General features: G+C 59.7%; 16 protein-coding genes. 10 read left to right on the top strand and 6 right to left on the bottom strand.

Going from position 1 to position 23,362, the window contains the following annotated elements; all coding sequences use genetic code 11:
• Positions 1-25: 25 nt before the first annotated feature.
• Entirely contained in the window at positions 26-409 is a 384-nt protein-coding gene (locus GU920_RS18035; protein WP_161768496.1) for a hypothetical protein, read from the bottom strand.
• Between the two features lie 209 nt (positions 410-618).
• Here GU920_RS18035 and GU920_RS18030 point away from each other — a divergent pair, with 209 nt between their 5' ends.
• The 3 genes from GU920_RS18030 (at position 619) to GU920_RS18020 (ending at position 1,648) form a co-directional block, all read left to right on the top strand.
• Positions 619-870 carry a hypothetical protein gene (locus tag GU920_RS18030; RefSeq protein ID WP_161768495.1) on the top strand — a complete coding sequence of 84 codons (252 nt, stop codon included), beginning with the start codon at positions 619-621 and terminating at the stop codon, positions 868-870.
• A 124-nt stretch (positions 871-994) separates the two neighbouring features.
• Complete coding sequence (locus GU920_RS18025) at positions 995-1,252, top strand: helix-turn-helix domain-containing protein (protein ID WP_035714657.1); 258 nt, start codon at positions 995-997, stop codon at positions 1,250-1,252.
• Between the two features lie 171 nt (positions 1,253-1,423).
• Positions 1,424-1,648 carry a hypothetical protein gene (locus GU920_RS18020; RefSeq protein ID WP_161768494.1) on the top strand — a complete coding sequence of 75 codons (225 nt, stop codon included), beginning with the start codon at positions 1,424-1,426 and terminating at the stop codon, positions 1,646-1,648.
• A gap of 107 nt (positions 1,649-1,755) precedes the next feature.
• Here GU920_RS18020 and GU920_RS18015 read toward each other — a convergent pair whose 3' ends face one another.
• Entirely contained in the window at positions 1,756-2,511 is a 756-nt protein-coding gene (locus tag GU920_RS18015; protein ID WP_161768493.1) for a hypothetical protein, read from the bottom strand.
• Between the two features lie 238 nt (positions 2,512-2,749).
• Here GU920_RS18015 and GU920_RS18010 point away from each other — a divergent pair, with 238 nt between their 5' ends.
• From GU920_RS18010 to GU920_RS17980, 7 genes are all read left to right on the top strand, one after another.
• Complete coding sequence (locus tag GU920_RS18010; protein ID WP_235933397.1) at positions 2,750-3,085, top strand: hypothetical protein; 336 nt, start codon at positions 2,750-2,752, stop codon at positions 3,083-3,085.
• A gap of 133 nt (positions 3,086-3,218) precedes the next feature.
• Complete coding sequence (locus tag GU920_RS18005; protein WP_161768492.1) at positions 3,219-6,479, top strand: helicase-related protein; 3,261 nt, start codon at positions 3,219-3,221, stop codon at positions 6,477-6,479.
• Positions 6,476-7,138, top strand: a complete 663-nt coding sequence (locus GU920_RS18000; RefSeq protein WP_161768491.1) for a DUF4391 domain-containing protein — start codon at positions 6,476-6,478, stop codon at positions 7,136-7,138. Before GU920_RS18005 ends, GU920_RS18000 begins: the two co-directional genes overlap by 4 nt.
• Entirely contained in the window at positions 7,135-9,252 is a 2,118-nt protein-coding gene (locus GU920_RS17995; RefSeq protein ID WP_201744234.1) for a site-specific DNA-methyltransferase, read from the top strand. The genes GU920_RS18000 and GU920_RS17995 overlap by 4 nt, the downstream gene beginning before the upstream one ends.
• Positions 9,252-10,907 (top strand): RNA-binding domain-containing protein, encoded by a 1,656-nt coding sequence (locus tag GU920_RS17990; RefSeq protein WP_161768490.1) that lies wholly within the window; start codon positions 9,252-9,254, stop codon positions 10,905-10,907. The genes GU920_RS17995 and GU920_RS17990 overlap by 1 nt, the downstream gene beginning before the upstream one ends.
• Positions 10,908-10,968: 61 nt before the next feature.
• Positions 10,969-14,049, top strand: a complete 3,081-nt coding sequence (locus GU920_RS17985) for a type III restriction-modification system endonuclease (protein ID WP_161768489.1) — start codon at positions 10,969-10,971, stop codon at positions 14,047-14,049.
• 706 nt (positions 14,050-14,755) lie between these two features.
• On the top strand, positions 14,756-16,372 hold the full coding sequence (locus GU920_RS17980) for an ISL3 family transposase (protein WP_434622679.1): 1,617 nt from the start codon (positions 14,756-14,758) through the stop codon (positions 16,370-16,372).
• Between the two features lie 360 nt (positions 16,373-16,732).
• Here the strand turns inward: GU920_RS17980 and GU920_RS17975 are convergent, their stop codons facing one another.
• The 4 genes from GU920_RS17975 to GU920_RS17960 all read right to left on the bottom strand — a co-directional run bounded on the left by GU920_RS17975 (position 16,733) and on the right by GU920_RS17960 (position 23,338).
• Positions 16,733-17,116: a hypothetical protein gene (locus GU920_RS17975; RefSeq protein ID WP_161768488.1), complete on the bottom strand. Its 384-nt coding sequence runs from the start codon at positions 17,114-17,116 to the stop codon at positions 16,733-16,735.
• A gap of 16 nt (positions 17,117-17,132) precedes the next feature.
• Positions 17,133-20,282 (bottom strand): efflux RND transporter permease subunit, encoded by a 3,150-nt coding sequence (locus GU920_RS17970; protein WP_161768487.1) that lies wholly within the window; start codon positions 20,280-20,282, stop codon positions 17,133-17,135.
• Between the two features lie 9 nt (positions 20,283-20,291).
• Positions 20,292-21,971: an efflux RND transporter periplasmic adaptor subunit gene (locus GU920_RS17965; protein WP_161768486.1), complete on the bottom strand. Its 1,680-nt coding sequence runs from the start codon at positions 21,969-21,971 to the stop codon at positions 20,292-20,294.
• A gap of 83 nt (positions 21,972-22,054) precedes the next feature.
• Positions 22,055-23,338, bottom strand: a complete 1,284-nt coding sequence (locus GU920_RS17960; RefSeq protein WP_161768485.1) for an ATP-binding protein — start codon at positions 23,336-23,338, stop codon at positions 22,055-22,057.
• Between the last annotated feature and the right edge of the window lie 24 nt (positions 23,339-23,362).

The raw sequence follows: 23,362 nt of genomic DNA, 5'->3' as shown, positions 1-23,362 counted from the left end.
GGCCAGCAGCCAGAGGCAGAAGAGGTTAGCTGTCAGCGCTCTTGTCTGACGCGGCTTTGTCTGTCGGGGCCGTGGCCGACGGGGCCAGCTTGTGGCTCCGGCTTGTGCCTGCGACGAGGGGCAGGTCGACATGCGTAAAGCCGAGGCCCAGGAAGAAGGACACCACGCCGGAGACCGTCTTGAACTCACGGATCTTGATGTCGTTGTAGGTCGTTCTGGTGCGGGCCGTGACGAGAAGCTTTTCGACGCCCTCGTCGGAGACAACGCGCATGATCCAGACCCCGTAATAGCTCGGGCCTTTCTGATGTGCCGTCTCCTGGCACAGGATTTCTGCGCTGTATCCGCGCTCCACGAGCTCGCGGAAGCGCGCTTCCGTAACCACATTTGGTGCTTCGATGTCCCAGCTCATGGCCCGGCTCACGCTTTCTTCGATGGCGCAACCCAAGGCATTCCCACTTGAAGCCCAGAGTTACGATACTATATTATCAGCGGCAAGATATAATATCATGCCCTTGCTGTAGCTTGGCACGCAAACAGTAGCCACGGTCCACCTCCGCGTTCAAGGAGATAACAGGTTTGAGAAACCCAAGGTTGACGGGCCCAATCGGCTTGCAAGCTATGGTCATTCTTGCCTGCCTCCCGGGAGCTGGTGTGGCGGCGTCCTGCCTCGCGCCGCCCCGTCCCTTCCTCCCCAGCGATTCGCAAGCGGCACGTGACTATGCCGACCTCATTCGGGGCGATTTCGAAACCTACATCGAGGACATCCAGCGCTACTTCCGCTGTCTCGACAGCGAGCGCGCCCGCGCTTTCGAGGAAGCGCGGGAGGTCAGCGAGGAGTATGGTCGGTTCCTGCAAATGGTAGGGGATTGATGGGCTTCGAGGGGAGCATCAGACTCGCACCCCATGGAACCCCGACGCCGATAACACCCTCACTTATCTACTTTTTAGATAACAGATTTCCTCCGCTAGCGACGTCACAAAAGGTGTGTGGCGCGTGGCGAGAACAATCAGAAGCACGGGACAGGTTGCCCTCTGCAAGGCTCTTGTCGAGGCCCGCATCAAGGCAGGTCTCGGTCAAGAAGAGCTGGCGGCAAAGCTCAAGTGCCATCAATCCCTCGTGGCGCGCATTGAAAGCGGCCAGCGCCGGATCGACGTCGTCGAACTGGTCGTCCTCGCCCGCGCCATTGGCTTTGACCCATTCGAGGTTTTGGCGATCGTTGAAGGCGCCACGGAGTCCGACCATCGGATTTGAGCCGGTCCGTGCATCGCGCGCCAAACATATGACGCCTCCCGGCGTGAGTGCCGGTGCCGCAAAGCCGAACACCCAACCCATTTCCAGGAAACCCAGCATGCCGCTGCAGCACGTGCCCAAGGAAGGCGGGGCTGCAATCCGCACAGCCCAATTCTAGAAGGTCGGTAGCCAGTGAAGGAAGATATGGTCGAAGCCGTTGCAATCGCCAATTTGATTGCAGCCGATCAGAGCAGTATTGTCGGTTGGGTTTATCGCTGGAACACAGGCGCGCTTGCAGTCCGTTGGGACGCGCACGGGCCACAGCGCGTTTCGAAGCTTTGCCCGGATCTTTGCGACGCCGACAAAGCCGAGATCGACTTCGCGTCTCTCACGCAGCTGCCCTGTCTCGGCGACTGACATGGACGACAACGGGCTTCACGGGCTCAGACCATATGCCACCGCTGGTGCGTGTGGTACCGGGTCAATTCGTTCGTGAGCCCGCCCTGCCTCGCAGCAGCGCAGCGTCAGTAATTGACCTGCTCGAAGCCGTAAGTCCCGCTGTAATCGCGCCACTCCACAAAGACGGATCTGTGCCAGATCCCCGGGCAGTGCTCGCCCCATCCCTCGAGACCGACATGCGCAGCAGGGAGCGCTGCGGGTGAAGATGCGCTCCACGAAAAGTCGCCCTGTGTGCCGTAGGAGCCGAGTACGACCGTCGCGCTCCGGTTGCAGTCTCCGTCTTGGCCGGATTCCCGTTGCCATGCGTGACGGACATCGAACACACGAATAGAGCGCACGAAGTTGAACTCAGGCCCGCTGATGTCGATGTCGGCGCGGTCTTGGGCGAGATGAAGGGCGTAATCAGCCATCACCAAGTTGCCCCAAGTGGCGTTCAGGCCTTCGACATCGAGCCTGTCATCACCGAGAGCGGCATGGTCAAGGACTGGGGAAGAAAAGTTGGGTCGCGTCTCAGCGCCGTGGAACAGCACATCGATGAGCCGGTCCGTCGGCCGCGACCTGGCAGGTCCATCGAAAGAGGCACCCATCGGGCAGCGCCAGATCTGGAGCGGCGGCTCCACCGGCCAAGGTGTGATGCGCCGGATGAACTCGGCCCGCGCCCGGGCGCATGGCACGGAAGCTGGCCACCCGCCGGACAGGCACAACAGGATGGCGCAGTCGATCGGATAGGTTTGGGCGCTTGCTTGCGTCGGAGATATCGGACCGGCCAAGGCGAGAGCCGGCAAGGCGACCTTCAGGAGGTTTTTGACTTGGACACGCATGGCAAAGACCCTCGGCGATCTTCACCTAGCATACATACGAAAATATACTATCGCAACGGTAATGATACTGGCGTCCGTGGTGATGCTTGGACACAGCGCTTGGTGACGGCGTCATCCATCGCATTGGGGATATAAGGTCGTAGGTGTCTTTTTGTCTTCATTTATGTTGTATCGTCATCTGGCTTGTGATCTTGTCTGCCTCAATCCGTTCCTCTGGCAGAAGAAGAACCTACACCGCATGGCCACGATGGACGAAACACCGAATGTGGTCACAGAAGACGGGCTACGTGGCCTCTTGACCGAGGGCTACGTCATCGAAGTGGTTTGCAAGGAGGGTGCAGAGAAGCGCCACAACAGCTGGTACGGTGTTTGGGTTATCCGGGCCATTGCATCGGATGGGCGGCCCGACAAGATGCTGGTCACGAGCCGAAGCCTCCTCAAGCTGCGTGACTTCAAGACCATTGTCGGCCTTGTCAGCTTCCTTGCCGACATGGGCTGCACGACGGCAAGCATACCGCTCGTCGAAGGCGCGCGAGAACGTCACGCATCACCAAAAGGCCAAGGAGCGTACTAATCTGCTTGCCCCGCAACTCTAATCGGAACGGGTTTGTGAGATCGATCGATGGGATGCTGTGAAGGCGTTGCACATCACGACTGTCACAGTAGGGTGTTGAGGCTTTAGCTCTGCATCATAAGGGGGGGAACTCTTGCGGATTGTCGATAACACCACGACCCTTTTGGGCGATGACATGAAGCGAGAGCTAGCAGGGGCTTCGAAGTGCCGTATCGCGGCTGCGTGTTTTTCAATTTATGCCTTTGATGCCCTGAAATCTGAGCTGGGCAGGCTGAAAGAATTCGAATTCATCTTTACCTCGCCGACCTTCGTCCCAAACGGCGCGGTCGATCGCCTCAAGAAAGAACGACGCGAGTTTTTTATCCCACTGGCGCGTTCGGAAGGGACTCTATCCGGCAGTGAATTCGAGATCCAGCTCCGCAACAAGATGACTCAGCGTGCCGTCGCGCGCGAGTGTGCCGAGTGGATCCGTAAAAAAGCGCGGTTCAAATCGAACGCGACCGCCGCGCCCATGCAGCAATTCGCCCATATTCAAAAGTCAGGAACCGAGACAGCCTACATGCCCCTTTCGGGCTTCACCGCTGTTGATCTTGGGTATCAGCGTGGAGATGCGGTATCCAGTTACACACAGGTAATGGATGAACCGCAGTTTGCGCAGACCTACCTGAACCTCTTCGATCAGATCTGGCACGATCAGGAGAAGCTTCGCGATGTGACGGCCGAGGTGTTGGAGCATATCGAGTCAGTTTATCAGGAGAATCCAGCCGAACGTGTGTACTTCCTGATCCTCTATAACCTGTTCAGTGATTTCCTGAGCGAGATCGACGAGGATGTTCTGCCCAAGGACAAAACGGGTTATCTAGAAAGCCTCGTCTGGCAGAAGCTCTTCAATTACCAGCGCGACGCTGCCGTTGGGGTGATCAACAAGCTTGAGACCTACAACGGCTGCATCCTTGCGGATTCGGTCGGCTTGGGGAAGACGTTCACAGCCTTGGCGGTGATCAAATACTATGAGTTGCGCAACAAGGATGTGCTGGTTCTTTGTCCCAAAAAGCTAGCGGACAACTGGCGCAACTATAACGCCAATCTGACAACCAACATCTTTGCCAAGGATCGCTTCCGCTACGACGTGTTGTGCCACACCGACCTGTCGCGCACATCTGGCGAGTCCTTCGGCATGCGCCTGGACCGGGTGAACTGGGGAAACTACGATCTTGTGGTAATCGATGAGTCCCACAACTTCCGAAACAATGACGTCTACAAGGACCGCGAGACCCGGTATCAGCGCCTGATGAACAAGGTCATCAAGGCTGGGGTGAAAACCAAAGTCCTGATGCTTTCTGCAACTCCAGTGAACAACCGGTTCACCGATCTTCGCAACCAGCTGGCCCTTGCGTATGAGGGGCACTCCGACGCACTGAGCAAAAACCTCAAGACCAAGACAAGTGTCGAGGAAATCTTCCGTCGTGCGCAGACCGCGTTCAACGCATGGTCCAACCTACCGCCCGAAAAACGTACCCCAGCGGCAATCCTGAGATCATTGGATTTCGACTTCTTCGAGCTCCTCGATGCGGTCACCATCGCCCGTTCACGCAAGCATATCGAGACCTTCTATGACACAGCCGATATCGGGAAATTCCCGGCTCGACTAAAGCCCCTGTCACACCATCTACCGATCACCCAGCGGCCAGATGTCATAGGCTTCAACAAGATCTTTTCGAGGCTCAGTGATCTGAAAATGGCCGTCTATGCGCCGGTCAATTATATCCAGCCCAGTCGGTTGAAGAAGTATGAAGATCTCTACGACACCAAGACAGAGGGTGGCAAAGGCACGCTGAAACAGGCGGACCGTGAGAAAAGCCTTCAGGCGCTGATGACCACCAACCTGCTCAAGCGCTTGGAAAGCTCTGTCCATGCCTTCCGGATGACCCTTGGGGCCTTGTCCGGGAACATCGGTCGCACACTCGATGCGATTGCGCGGTTTGAAGCCTCGGGCGGGGCGGCGACGGTGGAAGACTTGGATATTGACCTCGAGGCCATCGCGGATGAGGACGAGGATTTCGCCGATTTCTCTGTCGGCAAGAAGATCAAGATTGACCTCGCCGACATGGACATCACGGCCTGGAAACAGGAGCTGTCCGTCGACAAGATCATCATCGACGGCCTGATAGGCGAGATGGAGCGCGTCACCCCTGGCGACGATGCGAAACTGCAGCATCTGATCGCGGAAATCGCGGGCAAGATGGCCAACCCCCTGAATCCCGGCAATCGCAAGGTGATCGTATTCACTGCCTATGCAGACACTGCGAATTACCTCTTCGACCAACTCGCCCCGCATTTCGCAAGGGCGCAGAACGTCCACACCGGTATCGTCACCGGCTCCGGCAACCCCAAGACGACGCTCAAGAAATTCTACGACTTCCAGTCCGTCCTGACCCTCTTTTCTCCACGCGCCAAGGAGAAGGACAAGATCATGCCGGATGATCCCGCCGTGCTGGACATCCTGATCGGGACCGACTGCATATCCGAAGGCCAGAACCTCCAGGACTGTGACTACCTGATCAACTACGACATCCACTGGAACCCCGTCCGCATCGTCCAGCGCTTTGGCCGGATCGACCGCATCGGGTCACCCAACACCCAAATCCAGCTGTCCAATTACTGGCCGGACATCAGCCTGGACGAGTACATCAACCTCAAGGAGCGGGTCGAAAACCGCATGCACATCGTCGATATGGCGGGCACCGGTGAGGACAACGTGCTGACCGCCAAGAGCAGCGACGTGGCCTATCGCAAGGACCAGCTTCAGCGCCTCCAGAACGAGGTGATCGAGCTCGAAGACGTCAAGACCGGCATTTCCATCACCGACCTTGGCCTCAACGATTTCCGGATGGACCTTCTCAACTACCTGAAAACCCACGAAGACCTGCCGCGCATGCCCCATGGGTTGCACACGGTCATCCCGTCGGATCCGGCACGTGGCCTGCACGCGGGCGTCATCTTTGCGCTGCGCAATATCCATGACAGCGTGAACATCAACCAGATGAACCGCCTGCACCCCTATTACCTGATCTACATCAGCCAGAGCGGCCAGATCATCGCCGACCAGACGCAGGTAAAACGCCTGCTCGATCTGGTGCGCACCGGATGCAAGGGGGTCACGCAGCCCATCCGCGACCTTTGCGCCGCCTTCAACGCGGAGACGCAGGACGGGCGCAGGATGGACACCTATTCAACCCTGCTGAACGACGCCATCCGCTCGATGATCGAGGTGAAGGAAGAGCGCGACCTAGACAGCCTATTTTCGGGCGGGCACACCACGGCGCTGACCCAGACCATCGCGGGGCTGCAGGATTTCGAGCTTATCGCCTTCATCGTGGTCCGCGACCCATGACGCTGTACCACTACCCGCCCCAGACGGCACTCAAGCGCGTCATCCCCAAGACCCGCATCTATGACGGAGCTGGCGCCAGTACCGCCCTGCGCGAGCGGTTCACGCGCGAAGTGGACCAGATCCTTTGGGCGCACAAACTTGCCCCCGAAACCCTGAACCTGCCCGCCACCAAGGCCGTGCCGGAAATTCAGGTCATTCACCTGACGCCCAAGGGCGATAGCATCCATGACGATGTCCTGCGCGCGATCGACCGGGCGATTCCCTTTCCGCTGATCTTCGAGATCTACCACGGCGCGCAGGTGGAGCCCGCCGCCGCCTACAAGCGCCCGTCTGGGGCCGAGGCCGGCAAATGGGTGATCCACGATCCCCTGCGCGCGCCCCGTACCACCAGCCGCGCACCCCTGCCTGTCGCAGTGAACATGAGGGCGCTTTACGACGGTATGCTGGCCCCCTTCATCCCCGTGACGGCTCAGGCGGGCGAGGATGTGGAAACGCGCCTTGCGCGCGCGGCCGCAATCAGGGCAAAAGAGAAAGAAATCAACGCTCTGCAAACCAAGATGCAGCGCGAGACACAGTTCAACATCAAACTGACCTTGCACGGCCAACTGGCCAAGGCACAGGCAGAATTCGAGTACTTGAAAAACGGGGGCGCGGGATGACCGACGACATCGAGAAACTGAAGATGCACAGCCCCGACCTGACGGCGCAGAATGTCGACCGCATTGCAGCCCTGTTCCCCGGTTGCGTGACCGAGGCCAAGGGGCCAGACGGCACCCTGCGCCGAATGATCGACTTCGACCTGCTGCGGCAGGAGCTGTCGGACAGCATCGTGGATGGTCCGCAAGAGCGGTATCATCTGGACTGGCCGGGCAAGCGGCAGGCGCTGATCACGGCCAATGCGCCGATAGCGAAAACCCTGCGGCCCGTACGGCCGGAGTCGGTAGATTTCGACACCACCCGCAACCTGTTCATCGAAGGCGATAATCTTGAGGCACTGAAGCTGCTGCAAGAGACGTATTTGGGCAAGGTCAAGATGATCTATATCGACCCGCCCTACAATACGGGGAAGGACTTCATCTATAAAGACAACTTCGCGAGTAGCCAAAAAGAACAAGAAGAAAAGGCGGGCGAACGCGACGCTCAAGGTGGGCAACTTGTATCAAACCCCGAAACCAGAGGGCGGTATCATTCTGACTGGATGTCGATGATGTATTCCCGCTTGTCTGTGGCAAAACGTCTATTGATGGATGAGGGTATCATCCTTGTCAGCATCGACGACTATGAACAAGCAGCCCTGCGTAAACTTTTGGACGAAGTCTTTGGCGAGCGCAATTTTGTCGCTCAGCTTACTTGGGAAAAAGGTCGGAAGAACGATGCCAAGTTCTTCTCGGTTGGCCACGAATACATGCTGGTTTTCGGAAAGAACGTCACCAAGCTGAGAGAGAGAAACGAGTCTTGGCGTGAAGAGAAGCCCGGTGCCCGTGATATCTGGGACGAATTCACGAGGCTGCGAGCTATACACGGTGACGACTTCAAGACCATCGAAACGAGCTTAACGCAATGGTATTCCGACCTGCCCAAAGGTCACCCTGCAAAGAAGTGGGCGCGATACAAGCGTGTGGATAAGTATGGCCCTTGGCGTGATCGTGATATCTCATGGCCGGGCGGCGATGGCCCTCGGTATGATGTAATCCATCCAGTAACTAAGCAGCCTTGTGCCGTTCCAGAACGCGGCTGGATCTATGCTTCGCCAGACGAGATGCAAAGGCAAATCAAACTTGGTTTAGTCGAGTTTCGTGAAGACCACACAGAGCCACCCTTCCGCAAGGCCCACATTCGCCCTGCACCCGGTGAAGCAGAGGATCAGCTGGACGATCAAGATTCGGAAACGGACGAAGAAGACGAAACCGAAGACGCTGAATTTGCAACTCAGGTTCGCGGGTCCTATTTCTACAAGCAATCCCAAGTGTCTGTTAAATACTTGCGAAAGCTAATGGAGGGCAAAGTCTTTACGAACCCGAAAGACCATGACGAGCTTGCAAGATTGATCGAATACGTAACCCCGAATGATCGTTCTGGGATCATCATGGATTTCTTTGCGGGTTCAGCCAGCACCGCTGAGGCTGTTCTTAGAGCTAACGCTACCTATGGAAGCAATCACCGATTTATCATGGTGCAGCTACCAGAGAGCCTCGAAGACGCAGAACGTAACACGACCGGAACTGCAAAGAAGACCGTTCAGGCTGCGATTAAGCTGATGAAGAAGCTTGATAGGCCACTGGTGTTGTCTGAAGTATCGAAGGAACGCATCCGCCGCGCTGGCGCGGCTGTGTTGTCTTCCGGCGTTTCGGACGACTGGAATCGGGATGTGGGCTTTCGCGTGCTGAAAATCGACAGCTCGAACATGGCCGACGTCTATTACACCCCCGACGCCACCACACAGGCCGACCTGCTGTTGCGCGTGGACAACATCAAACAGGGCCGCACGGCCGAAGACCTGCTGTTCCAGGTACTGCTCGACTGGGGCGTTGACCTGACCCTGCCCATCACGCGGGAGACGCTGGAGGGCAAGACCGTCTTCACCGTCGCAGGCACGGCCCTGATCGCCTGTTTCGACAACGGCGTGGACGAGGCGCTGGTCAAGACGCTCGCCACCCGCAAACCCCTGCGCGTGGTGTTCAAGGACACGGGCTTCAAGGACGACGCGACCAAGATCAATGTGAAGCAGATCTTCAAATCCCTTTCGCCCGACACCGACGTCAAGGCGATCTGATGGACCCAACCGCGCTGCGCCAGAAACTGACAGACTTGATCGCCACTTGGGAAAACGAGGTGGTCGAGTTCAAGGAGGCGTCGAACGATTACGACACCGACAGGATCGGGCGCTACTTCTCGGCGCTGGCGAACGAAGCGAACCTGCGCGACGCCGATGCGGGCTGGCTGGTGTTCGGAGTGAACAACAAGACCCGTGATGTCGTGGGCACGAGTTATCGGCCCGAGCGGGAGCGGCTGGACGGGTTGAAGCACCAGATCGCCCATGGGGCTGACCCCAGCACGACGTTCCGTCAGATCCACGAGGTGGATGTGGACGGCAAGCGCGTTGTCATGCTGGAAATCCCGCCTGCCCCAAGGGGTATTCCCATAGCGTGGCAAGGGCAGACCTATGCGCGGGCGGGTGAAAGCGTGACTGCGCTTGGGTTTGTGAAACAGGATGAAATCCGCAACCAGACCCTGCAGGGCGATTGGAGCGCACAGGTCGTGGACGGCGCCACGCTGGACGATCTGGACCCGCAAGCGGTGGAGCGCGCGCGCCGTGACTTTGCGCTGAAGCATCAGAACAGGATCGACGCAGAGGAGGTGCGCGGCTGGCCGGTGGCGACCCTTCTGGACCGCGCCAAGGTCACGCAACGCGGACAGGTGACGCGCACCGCGCTGCTGCTCTTGGGGCGTGCAGAGAGCGCCTATCTGCTGTCACCCCACCCCGCCCAGATCACATGGAAGCTGGTCGGGCAGGAAACGGCCTACGAACACTTCGGGCCACCGTTCCTGCTGTCGACCTCGCAACTGTATCAGCGCATCCGCAACATCCAGCTGCGGCTGTTGCCCGATGACGAGCTGCTGCCGCATGAAGTGTCGAAATACGATCAGAAGGTGGTGTTGGAAGCGCTGCACAACTGCATCGCCCACCAGGACTACCGGCAGAACCAGCGGATCATCGTGACCGAGCGACCGGATCGCTTGGTTTTCGAGAACGCGGGGCATTTCTACGAAGGGGCGCCGGAAGACTACGTGCGAGGCGACAAGACACCAAGGGGCTATCGGAACCCCTACCTGGTGCAGGCCATGGTCGAGCTGAACATGATCGATCAGATGGGTTACGGCATTCAGCGCATGTATGAGATGCAGCGCAGGCGCTACCTCCCGATGCCGGACTACGAAGTGGCAGGGGATGCCGTCGTGATGACCTTGTATGGCGGGGTGGTCGATCCGGCCTACACTCGCGTGCTGATGGAGCATGGCGGTCTGAAGCTGGCAGATGTGCTGGCCCTGGACCGGGTGCAAAAGGGGCTAGAGGTGCCGGACGAGGCGGTCCGGGTGCTAAAGCGCAAGGGACTGATCGAGGGGCGCAGGCCGCGGTATCGCGTGTCATCGACCGTCGCTGCCGCCTCGGGCAAGAAGGCGGCCTACATCAAGACCCGGGCCTTCGATGACCAGCACTATGCCGATATGCTGGTGCAGTATTTAAGAGAGTTCGGCACTGCCTCACGAAAGGACGTTGATGACCTGCTGTGGGACAAGCTGAGCGATGCCTTGGATGAGGCTCAGAAAGCCAACAAAATTGGCAATCTTCTCAGCGGCTTGCGGCGGAAGGGTGTAATTTTCAACGCTGGTTCGAAGCCTGCCCCGGCCTGGAAGCTGAGCGAATGAACCGGGGACATCGTACGAAAGAAACTACGCAAGAAGCGCTCGATTTAAGAAAGCGACAGCCATGAAGATAAAGTTCAAGTCGCAGCCCTATCAGGCGCAGGCGGTCGATGCCGTGGTCGATTGCTTCGACGGCCAGCCCCGGCAAGATGCGCTGCGCTATACCATCGACCCCGGCGCTGGTCCCCAGGCGCGGATGGAGATCGCAGGCTTCGGCAATGCGGAGCTGCTGCAAAGCCTGGACCTGCTTGGCAATATCCACAAGGTGCAACGTCGCGCTCTGCTACCGCTGTCCGAAAGCCTGACCTCCTATGTGGACGACAAGGGCAAAGCCAAGCCGCGCAGCTATAACCCCGGCGCACGGGTGAACTTGGACATCGAGATGGAGACCGGCACGGGCAAGACCTATGTCTACCTGAGCACCATGTTCGAGCTGCACAAGCGGTTTGGCTGGTCGAAGTTCATCATCATGGTGCCCAGCGTCGCCATCCGCGAAGGCGTTGCCAAGTCGATCCAGATGACGGCTGAGCATTTCCAGCAAGAGTACGGGAAGAAGCTGCGGGCGTTCGTCTATAACTCCAAGCGGCTGCATGAGCTGGAAAGCTTTTCCTCGGACGCGGGCATCAACGTGATGGTGATCAACGTCCAGGCCTTTGCGGCCACTGGGGCGGATAACCGGCGGATTTACGATGAACTGGACGACTTCCAGTCCCGACGCCCGATCGACGTGATCGCCAAAAACCGCCCGATCCTGATCTTGGACGAGCCACAAAAGATGGAAGGGCCCGCGACCCAGGAAAGCCTACCCAAGTTCAACCCTCTGTTCATCCTGCGCTATTCGGCGACGCACAAGACCGTCCATAACAAGGTGCATCGCCTGGACGCGGTGGATGCGTTCAACCAGAAACTGGTCAAGAAAATCCGCGTGCGGGGGGTGGAAACCAAGGGGCTGAGTGGGACGAACCCGTATCTGTTTCTGCACCGGGTCGATGTGACATCTGCCGCCCCGGTGGCCTTTGTCGACCTGGAGGTGAAGACGGACAACGGGATCAAACGCATGACCCGCAAGCTGGAACAGGGACGCAACCTTTTCGATCTGTCCAAGGGGCTGGAGGTGTATCGGGGCTTCGTGGTGGCCAACATCGATGCCCGCGATGACACGGTGCATTTCACGAATGGCGACGTCCTACGTGCCGGCGAGGCCTCGGGCGATGTAACCGAGAAGGATATCCGCCGGATACAGATCCGCGAGACGATTTCGGCGCATCTGGAGCGCGAACAGGTGCTGTTCGCGCGTGGGGTCAAGGTGCTGTCGCTGTTCTTCATCGACGAGGTGGTGAAGTATCGCGATTACGATGCGCCCGATGAGCAAGGCGAATATGCCCGAATTTTCGAAGAGGAATATGCGCAGGCGGTCGAGGCGCTGCTGGGCGAGTTGCCGCTAGAGAACGTTGAATACCGAAAGTACCTCGAGGGGATCGAAGTGGGCAAAACCCATCGCGGCTACTTCTCGATCGACAAGAAGGGACGGATGACCGACCCCAAGGCTGCGGCACGGGGTGAGATGGCAGGCCAATCCACTGAGCCTAGCGACTACGACCTGATCCTGAAACACAAAGAGCTGCTGTTGTCGTTTGAGGAACCCACTCGGTTCATCTTTTCACACTCCGCCCTACGCGAAGGTTGGGACAACCCCAATGTTTTCGTGATGTGCATGCTCAAGCATAATGACAGCCAGAACACGATCTCCCGCCGCCAAGAGGTGGGGCGCGGGTTGCGCATCGCCGTGAACCGAAATGGCGAGCGGATGGGCCATCCCGTGACGGTGCATGACATCAATGTCCTCACGGTGGTTGCGTCCGAGAGCTACAAAGGCTTTGTTGCTGCGCTCCAGAAAGAGATCGTCGAGAACCTATCTACCCGCCCGAGGCAGGCGGACGCCGAATACTTCGCCGGCAAGACCCTGAAGACAGAGGATCAAGAGCTGGTGCTGGACAAGGCTCTGGCCAAAAAACTGGAACGTTTCCTGATCAAAAACGACTTCGTGGATGAGGATGGCCACATCACAGCGGCCTATCATGAGGCCCGCAAGGCCGATGCCATCGAGGCCCTGCCCGAAGAGCTGGAACCGCATCGTGAGGCTGTGTTGGCCCTGATCGACACGGTGTTCAACGGGCGCGCGGTCGAAGAAATGTTCAGCGACGGGCGCAAACCTAAAAAGAACCCCCTGAACGACAATTTCCACCGCAAGGAGTTTCAAGAACTCTGGCGCCGGATCAACCGCAAGGCCGTCTACCAGGTCGAATTTGAAAGCGCCGCATTGGTCCGAAGCTGCATCGACCGGCTAGAGCGCGACCTGAGGGTGACGCCACTGCAGTATCTGGTTACCGAAGGGGCGTTGGAAGACGCTGTAACGGATGACCGCCTGCGTACGGGTGAGGCCTTCGTCCAAGGCAAGGTTCGGACCGAGACGGGAAAGAGCGCCCACTCTCGGGTGTCCTATGATGTCATCGGGGCGATTGCAGAAAACACAGACCTGACCCGCAAAACCGTGGGTGACATCCTAACCGGCATTCAGGCCGCCAAGTTTGGGGAGTTTGCAAAAAACCCTGAGCAGTTCATCGCCGATGCCTCGCACCTGATCCAAGAACAAAAGGCCATCGCGGTCATTGAACGGCTGACCTACGACGCCACGGAAGACAGATATGATGCCGAACTGTTCACCGCTGGCGAGACGGGAAATGACTTCAAGAAGGCGACCGACAAACTCAAGAATCACGTTTACGACTTTGCAATCGTTGACTCGAAGGTTGAGCGAGACTTCGTCCGTGATCTCGACACCAGCACCGAAGTAGTGGTCTATTCCAAGCTACCCCGAGGGTTCCTCATCCCCACACCGGTCGGCGACTACAACCCCGACTGGGCCATTGCCTTCAGAGAAGGGGGCGTGAGGCACCTCTACTTTGTGGCTGAAACCAAATCCGATCAGCCGTCGATGAAGATGCGGGAATTGGAGCAGACCAAGATCAAGTGCGCCAGAAAGTTCTTTGATGAAATCGGCCGGAGGATCAACGAGGATCGCGTCAAATATGGTGTCGTCACTAGCTATGCTGACTTGATGGCTTTGGTAAAGGAAGTAGCGTGAGGGAGTTAGAGGGAAGAGCCGACAATTGATGCGTCCGTTTTGCTACCATCACGCTTTGTTGTTACATCGAAGTGGCGTCGAATGGACCCGGGTCTATTTCTGAAAATGCATCTATCGCCTCCTTAAGAGCTCTCGCCGCCCGAACCCTTTCCCTCAGGCCTTCTATGGTCTCGCTACTTTCCCCTTCAGCCACATGCGGACGTATCTCTTCAAACGCCCGATGGACTGCCCTTCGATTTAATGCTCCTCCCAACATCGAAAACGCTGCCATCTCTGCGTCTCGAAGCCCGCGTCGCACGCAAACATGTGCGAGTAGAAGAGCACCGGCACCCTCAGCCGTATTGGGCTCAGACCCTCCTCGCGTGAACATCTGCATTATTCGTGACGGCAAACCCATCACATGTGCCAAGTCAGGGACCATGCGGATGACAAACTTACGTGCGTCGGGCGAAAACTCCGCCGCGGCGCCTTTAGGTGATATTGTCGGCTGAATTTCATTCAGTGGTGCGCCGTCCATCCATTGTCGCAGAGTCGCCTCAAGCTTGGGGACCGCGTACCTCGCTTTCTCTTCATCCGATTCCAGGTCTCCGTAGGTCTTCCCAAAAAGATCTTCGACGGTCGATGTGTCGCGTTGCCGTTAAATAGGCTCTGCCTCAATCTGTGTGGCGCACTATCCTGAGAACGGGAAGATTCAGGAGGGATAGTGGTGATTTCAAGGAAGCACTGGTCGCCCGGGAGCGATGTTTCCGTTCAAAGCGTTGAGCGGCGCGATTCCGGCGGGTGGACTGTATCCGGCAGTCTGACACCAAACGGCATCTGCCCAGACTGTGGATTGCAATCGCGACGTCGTCACGGCTGGCGGCGTAGGCGGCTGCAGGATTATCCCGCCCATGGTGACGGGGTTACGGTAACCCTCTGGGTTTGCCGTTGGCGATGTTTGGCACCCGCCTGCCCGCGCCGGACTTTCTCGGACCAGATCGGCTCGATTGCGCGTCCTTTTGCGCGGCGCACTTCGCGTGTCGGGGAAATTGTCAGCCATCTTGGGCACGCGACCGGCGGGCGGCCTGCCGAGCGGCTCTTGCACCGCTTGGGCCTTGGGGTCAGTGATGACACGGTGCTTAGGCAGCTGAAGAACCGTGCTCAAGACACTGCCGAGCCGCCGACCGTCATCGGGATCGACGACTGGAGCTGGCGGAAGTCGCAGACCTACGGCACGATCATTGTCGATCTGGAGCGTCGCGCGGTCATCGATGTTCTCGAAGATCGTGATGTGGTCACCTGCACCGACTGGCTGAAACGACATCCCGAGGTGGAAGTGATCAGCAGAGATCGCTGCGGTCTCTACGCCCAGGCTGCCCGGCAAGGCGCGCCGCAAGCGGAACAGGTCGCCGACCGGTTTCATATCGTGCAGAACCTGCGGCAGGCTATCGAGGAGCAGATGAACCTTCACGGCCGTGCGACCGGCAGGGCGCTGCTGTCCGACGCCGACAATATCACCGCAGAGGGAAGCCTTCTGAAGTCCCGCCTTGCGCACAGGACGTCTCGGGAAGAGATTTTCACCACCATCCATGCGCTTCGAAATCAGGGGCTTACCTGCAGCGAGATTGGGCGGCGAACAGGGTTCCCTCGTCGCAGCATCGCGAAATGGCTGCAGTTCGAGACGCCGCCGGACCGCAGGCGGGCAGCTTTGAAGCCGACTTCGCCGTGGTACTTTGAAGAGTTCCTGAGCCAAAGCTGGAAGGGCGGAATTCGAACTGGAAGCGCCCTGTTCCGTCTGATCCGAGAGCGTGGCTACGAGGGGAGCCCGACGCATTTGCAGCGGCTGCTGGCGGGGTGGCGCAGAGCCGAAAAGCAAGCGAAGGGCCCTGCCTTGGAGCACCAGATCCTGGAACCGGTCCGGGACCCGGAAACGGGGCACGCGATCTCCCCGGTCATCGCAGCAGCGCTGTGTATCAAACCCCGCGGAAAACTCACCCCGGATCAGGCGCGGAAGGTCGACGCGCTCAAGGCTGGCTCTCCCGCCTTCGCAACGATGCGCTGCCTCGTCATGCGGTTCAACGGTATCCTGCGTGGCCGCGAGGCAGACCCGCTCCCTGCATGGATCGACGACGCGATCGAAACCGACCTGGCGCCCATCGTGCGCTTCGCACGCACATTGAACCGGGATTTCGATGCGGTAAAAAACGCTATCGAGATGCCCTGGAGCAACGGCCAAGCAGAAGGTCAGATTAATCGTCTGAAGACCCTCAAACGCGCCATGTACGGCCGAGCCGGGCCAGAACTGTTGAGGGCAAGAATGCTGCCCCTCCGCCACACAGATTGAGGCAGAGCCCCTTTAAGAGCAACGCGACACAATCCCACGCTTCCGGTCGCACAGCGCATCATCACCATGCAGGCCATGTCACAAGCTGGATCTTGCGGACAATCATCATCGCAGCAAGGCATCGAAGCCATGGCCACTTCCGCCTCCACGGCAGTCGCAGGCTGAGAAATCACGGTCGCAAGAAGCGCGACGGCGATAACCAGCGAAAAGAGTGCGCGTGTGACACTGCCCATACGGGCAATCTCACTCAAACCCGTTGCTTCTACAAATGGATTTGCCGTGAACGTAGCCATCAACCGAAACTGCTACGCCCGCCGCGGATCACGGTCTTCGCAAGACGCCCAGAAAGACCTGCTTGCGCTAGTACTTCGCCTGCGCCGTAGTTCCGTCTGGCGCTGCCAATTGGATGGCGCCCTTGACGTCCTTTGGTACGGCAACTGCAGCGGTGCCCGTAAGCCGCCCATCCGCGTCGGGCGCGAGGTCGAACCGTTGCGCGGCACCGTCGACCAGAAGAATGGCGTTTGCGCTCCAACCTTCGGCCGACACCGGCCGATCCCCGGCGTCGAACAGGTGAACGACCACGGTGGTGGTGCCATCGGCCACCAATTCTGCGTGCCAGGCACCGGCATCAACCTTCCAGCCACCGTTCGGGCCTGGACGCGGTTCATGCGCATGGGCAGCGACTGCGAACAGCGACCCAATGACAGCCAAGCTTACCCGGCGTGAGAGTTTGGGGAAACTCATGTTTCGTCTCCGTTGATCAGAAGGCTTCAAGGGTGGGCGCGCGCCCCGTGGTGTCCGACTGTCTGGCGGCCTCAGCCCGCGCCTGCGCCACCAGACGCTCCAGCGGGGCGCGGCCATAGCGCAGGAACAGGGTGGGCGTCAGCACGGTGTCGAGCAGAGTCGCAGTGACCAGGCCGCCGAAGATGGTGATGGCGACGGGGTGCAGGATCTCCTTTCCCGGCGCATCCGCCCCCAGCATCAGCGGCACCAGCGCCACGCCCGCAGAGAGTGCGGTCATCAGGACTGGTGTCAGACGTTCCAGACTGCCGCGCATCACAAGTTCGCGTCCGAAGGGCATGTCTTCGTGGATCGCAAGGTTGATGTAGTGGCTGATCTTCAGAATACCGTTGCGCGTGGCAATGCCGGTCAGGGTAATGAAACCCACCATGGACGCCACCGACAAAGGCTGCCCCGCCCACCACAAGGCCGCCACGCTGCCGATCAACGCCAGCGGCACTGAGGCCATGATGATCCCCACGAACAAAGGAGAACGGTACCGGCTATAGAGAATGGCGAAGATCATCGCGAGTGACAGGATCGACAACAGGCCGATCGTGCGCATCGATTCTTCCTGCGCCTGGAACGTGCCTTCCAGCGTGGCAAAGAAGCCGGTCGGCAAATCCTTGGCTGCCATAACGGCGCGGATCTGCTCCACGATCTGCGCCATGTCGGTCTGCCCGTCCGAGTTCGCCAGCACAACCAGACGCCGCTTGCCGTTTTCCCGCAGGATCTGGTTCGGGCCGTCGGTTTCGACAATGTCCGCGATCTGGCTGACGGGGATCCAGCCACTGGGAGTCTCGATCAACAGATCGCCGAGCCCGCGTGTCGTGCGCTCCTCGTCTTGTAGCCGCAACACCACATCGAAGCGGCGATTGCCGTCGACAATGCGCGACACGATGCGGCCATTCGAAAGTTGTTCAAGCTGTTCGGTGACGGCCGCAGGTTGCAGACCGTAGAGCGCGGCGCGCCCGTAGTCGACGATGATCTCAAGCTGTGGGATGCGGACCTGCTTTTCGACCTGGAGGTCGACAACCCCGGGAATCTCGGCCAAGGCCACGCGAAACTCTTCGGCCAAGGCTCGCATGGTATCGAGGTCTTCGCCAAAGATTTTCAATGCGATCTGCGCGCGGACGCCCGACAGCATGTGGTCCAATCGGTGCGAGATCGGCTGGCCGATGTTCGTGGTCACTGGCAGCACCGACAGGCGCGCGCGGATGTCGGCCTCGATCTCTGCCTTCGGGCGGCCGTCCTTGGCCAGTTCCACCTCGACCTCGGACGAATGGACGCCTTCGGCATGTTCGTCCAGTTCCGCCCGCCCAGTGCGACGACCAACCAGCACAACCTCGGGCACTTCCAGGATAAGGCGTTCGGCAACGAGGCCGATACGCTGCGATTCCTCAAGCGAGATGCCGGGGTTGAACAGCATGCTGATCGTCAGCGTGCCCTCGTTAAAGGGTGGCAGGAAGGCGCGGGGCAATTGCGTGGCAAAGCTGCCCGCCGTGATGACCGCAGCAAAGACTCCGGTGACCAGCAGGCGCGGATGGGCAAAGGACCAGTCCAGCAGCCGTCGGTTGCCACGTTTCAGGACGCGGACGACCATGCCTTCGTGCTCGTCCAGCCGCTTCAGCCCCGGCAGCATGTAATATGCCATCACAGGGGTCAGGGTGATCGAGACAACCAGGCTGGCGAGGATCGAGATGATGTAGGCCTGCCCCAGTGGTGCGAAAAGACGCCCTTCGATGCCGGAGAGAGCGAAGAGCGGCACGAACACTAGAACAATGGTCATCGTCGCGTAGACAATGCCAGACCGCACCTCTTGGCTGGCCGACACGACCACGTCGAACACCGACCGCGGGTTGCCCTTCTCGCGATTCTCGCGCAGGCGGCGGAAAATGTTCTCAACGTCCACCACGGCATCGTCGACCAGTTCACCAATGGCGATGGCCAAGCCTCCCAAGGTCATTGTGTTGATCGACAGGCCCATCCAGTAGAAAATGATCGCCGTGACCAGGATCGACACCGGAATTGCGGTCAGCGAAATGATCGTGGTGCGCAGGTTCAGAAGAAAGAGGAACAGCACCACCGCAACCACGGCGATGGCCTCCAGAAGCACCTTCTGAACGTTGCTGATCGATGTCTCGATGAAGGTTGCCTGCCGGAACAGGATGTTGTCTGCTTTCACCCCGTCGGGCAGCGCGGCCGTCATCTCGGCAAGTGCTGCCTCGACCTGAATTGTCAGCTCGATGGAATCGACGTCAGGCTGTTTTTCGACCGACACAATGACTGCATCGTCACCCATGAAGCCGGCATCGCCCCGCTTGGTTCGTGGGGCGAAGCTCACCTCGGCCACCTGATCCAGGGCAACCGGTTGTCCCTCGACCGAGGCCACTACCAGACTGCCGAGATCCTCGAGGCTTTGCGTCCGGCCAATGTTTCGGATCAGGAATTCGCGCCCGTACTGATCAGCGAAGCCGCCACCCGTGTTTGCCCCGAACCCGGTCAGTGCAGTCTCGACATCCTCATAGGTCACGCCAAAAGCGCGCATCGCCGCCGGATTGGGTGCAACGCGGTATTGGCGAACCTCGCCGCCGATCGGGATGACGTTCGCTACACCCGGAATTGTAAGCAGCCGCGGCCGGATGGTGAAATCGGCGAGTTCGCGCAATTCCATCGGAGTGACATTGTCGGGGCCGGTCACGGCGATCAGCATGATCTGGCCCATGATCGACGCGATCGGTCCCATTTGCGGGACCACCCCTTGCGGCAATTGTGCCTGCACAAGGGTCAGACGCTCGGCGATCTGCTGGCGGTTGCGATAGATGTCAGTGTTCCAGTCGAACTCGACATAGACGATGGACAGCCCCACTCCCGAGGTCGACCGCACCCGGGTGACGCCCGGCAGGCCGTTCATCTGGGTTTCCAGTGGGTATGTGACCAGCTGCTCCACTTCCGGAGGGGCGAGCCCCTCGGCTTCGGTCATGATGGTGACTGTCGGGCGGTTCAGGTCGGGGAACACGTCCACTGGCAGACGGGTGACGGTCAGGGCGCCGTAAAGGACCATGACGGCGGCAATTGCCAGCACGAACAGGCGGTTGCGCAGCGACTGCGTGACAAGGAAGTTGAACATGCGCGCTGCCTATCGGATTTGGTTGAGAAGTTCGGCCCCTTCGGCCACGACGCGCAGGCCCGGCTCCAGCCCCGCGACCACCAGTACGGTGTCGCCATCCAAAGGCTCGACCCGAACCTCGCGTTGCACGAACCGCTCAGCGTTGGTCTTGATATACACCACTAGCTGGCCGTTCGCCCCGCGCAGCACGGCATCGCGGGGGACAACAATCCCTTCTTGATCGGCGGGGGTTGCGGCGATGACCCTTAGCAGTTGGCCTGCTCGCAGCCCCTCGGCCTGACCCACGACAGAAAAGCGCACGGGAACAGCCTGCCCCTGATCCGCCAGTCCGGTGCCTTGATAGGCAAGGTCGACAGTTGTGCCGTCGGCGAAGACTGCCACCGCCTCTGTGCCAAGTGTTTCCGAGCGATAGCTCAACGCCTCTACCCAGAACCTGTCCGGATCGACGATCTCATAGACGGTCACACCTGGAGACGCGATCTGACCTGCGATTGCCTGCCCCGCTGCGATTACTCCTTCCACTGGCGCAATCAGGCTCTCGGAGATGTCCGTCAACGACATGAGGGCATCGCGCTGTGCAATCAGACTTTCTTGCTCGATTTCAAGTTCTTCGATTTCGGTCTTTGCGATGGCGTTTGAAAGCTGTCTCCCTCGTTCCAGTCGCTTGGTCACCAGTTCCAGCTGTTGCTCGATCTCACGAATCTGTTGCTGGCGGTCAGCTAGGTCCACAGCTCCAATCGTCGGCTCGACAATGGCAACCAGTTGCCCCGCCTTGACCACCGACCCCAGTTGAGGAAACCCCCCCTCGGGCGCGACGAGCCTGCCTTCCAGTGAAGCTTGTATGTATCCCGACGCATTGGGATCGGGAATGACCCGCCCCGGCAGTTCGATCCGCCGCCCGTGTTTTTCGTTAACCGTCAGCAAAGTCCGGATACCAAGAACACGCTGAGTGCCCTTGGGAACGAAGAGGCCGCCATCTGGAAAGCGTTGCGCCACGTCTCGCGTCGCCGTGGCAGGGGCCGGAAGGGCTGCATTCGCCACGGCAACCTCGGCCTTCCCGGGTTCGGGTGCTGCAGCTACTACGGCAAAGAAAATCGCTGCGACCTTCGCGCCGCCTGACCTGCGCGGACGACGCAGAACCAGCATCATAACAACGCCGATAAGCAGTCCAAGGCCACCCACCACCGCCAGAGACACATCGCGTGCAGACAGGCGAGCACGAAGGTCGCCAAGAACACTGGCTGCCAGCACCTCTGCCGTGCTGGCCTCTACGACCGGTGGGGCCGGCGGCGCGGGGATTGTCAGCGACCCCACAAGGACATCGAAGCCCGCGTCGGCAATGACGGTAATCGCCAGGTCATAGCTTCCGGGCGATGCGACCCAGGGTGCTGCAAACGCGTAGACCCCGGGTTCCGTCTCGGTACCCGCCAGGATACCGGTGGGCGTGTCAATCTCGACCGCGGCACCGGTGACAGGTTCATTGGTGGCAAAGCTGTCGATGAAGACCTGCATTTCGGTCCCGCGCGCCACGACGACGGCCTCAAACGTCGTCGACGCGGCCTCGACCCGAGGAGCGATGGTCGTGCTGACAGGCGGCGGCGGTGCGCCATGGTCATGGCCCTCATGCGCATTGGCTGCACCGGCCAATGCGAAAATCAGGGCCGTGACGACACCCCAGAGTAACCGCATATCCCACCTCGACGTCTCGTTGCTTTGATGTCCAAGTGCGGGACCCGCATCTCCCAATGATTTCCGCTCTGTAACAAAGTGTTTCAGGCAGCAGTCTTTGGCAGCGTCACGCTGACGCGCAGCCCACCTGATGGGGCGCTTTCGAGGTCCAACGTCCCCCCATGGCCGTCGACTACCGCGCGGGCGATGGTCAGCCCCAGCCCGAAACCGCCCGTCGCATTGTTGCGTGAAGATTCCAACCGCACAAAGGGCAGCAGCACGCGCTCGCGATCTCCAGGCGCGATGCCTGCGCCATCATCGTCTATGGTCACTGTGACTTGCGCTACGTTTTCCGCAAGGGTCACTCGCGCCGTACCGCCATACTTCACCGCGTTGCCAACGAGGTTTACGAAGGCGCGCTTCAAACCCAGCCGCCGACCGGCGATCACTGCTGCGCGTGGTCCTTGGAACGTCACCGCCGCGCCCTGATCACTCAGGTCATCGGTCACGGTCTCCAGGATCGCGACCAGATCGACCGGACGCAGCGGCTCGTCCGACCGGTCACCACGGAGATAGGACAGTGTCTGGTCGATCATCCGTTCCATTTCCTCCAGATCATGGGCGATGGACCGCGCCAAAGGGTCGTTGTCGATTTCCTCGGTGCGAAGGCGCAACCGTGTGATCGGGGTCTTCAGGTCATGCGATACGGCGGCGAGCGCCTGGGTCCGGTCCTCAATCGACCGGGCCAGCCGGTCCTGAAGATCGTTGAAAGCACGTGCCAGAACGGCGACCTCATAAGGGCCCGTTTCCGGCACGGCGGCGACGCGACCGGTGGTGTAGAACCCGTTCGCCGCCTCGGCAAACCTACCAAGCGGACGCGATATCCAGCGCACCATGAGCACCGCCGTCGCCAACGCGACCGCGGCGATCATCCAGGCGACCATCACCGTTTGCGGTGCGCCCGGAATGCGGGGTGTCCAGCTGAGCAGGCTGACGTTCAGCCAGGTTCCGTCGACCAAGCGCATCGAGATAAGCGCGACATGGGGGTCCGGCGCTTCGCCCCCTTGCGCACCCACGATAAGCCCGCCCTCGGCGAGTTCGGGTGCGAGTTCGATTAGGCGCGCCTGCAAGTCTGCCCACAGCGCGTTGGTCCCGTCGGCCTCGACCGCCCTCTCGTCCGGGCTCCAATGCGCCTCGATCGCCCCGCTCGACAGATCGTGCGCGGCATCCTCGCGTAATTTCTCCGGCAGTCCGGTCAGCGTCCGCTTGATGGTCAGCAACCGATCCGCCAGCCGCCGCTCGGTCGCGTCCGACAAATCCGCACTGAGCGAGGCGCGATAGGTCTGCAGCCCCACGATCTGGACCGTTGCAATCCCGAGGATCAGCACGATCGTAGTCCGGGCGACCAGCGT

The sequence above is a fragment of the Paragemmobacter ruber genome, assembly GCF_009908315.1.
GTDB classification, from domain to species: Bacteria; Pseudomonadota; Alphaproteobacteria; order Rhodobacterales; family Rhodobacteraceae; genus Paragemmobacter; species Paragemmobacter ruber.
This window is presented reverse-complemented; position numbering and strand designations above follow the sequence as displayed.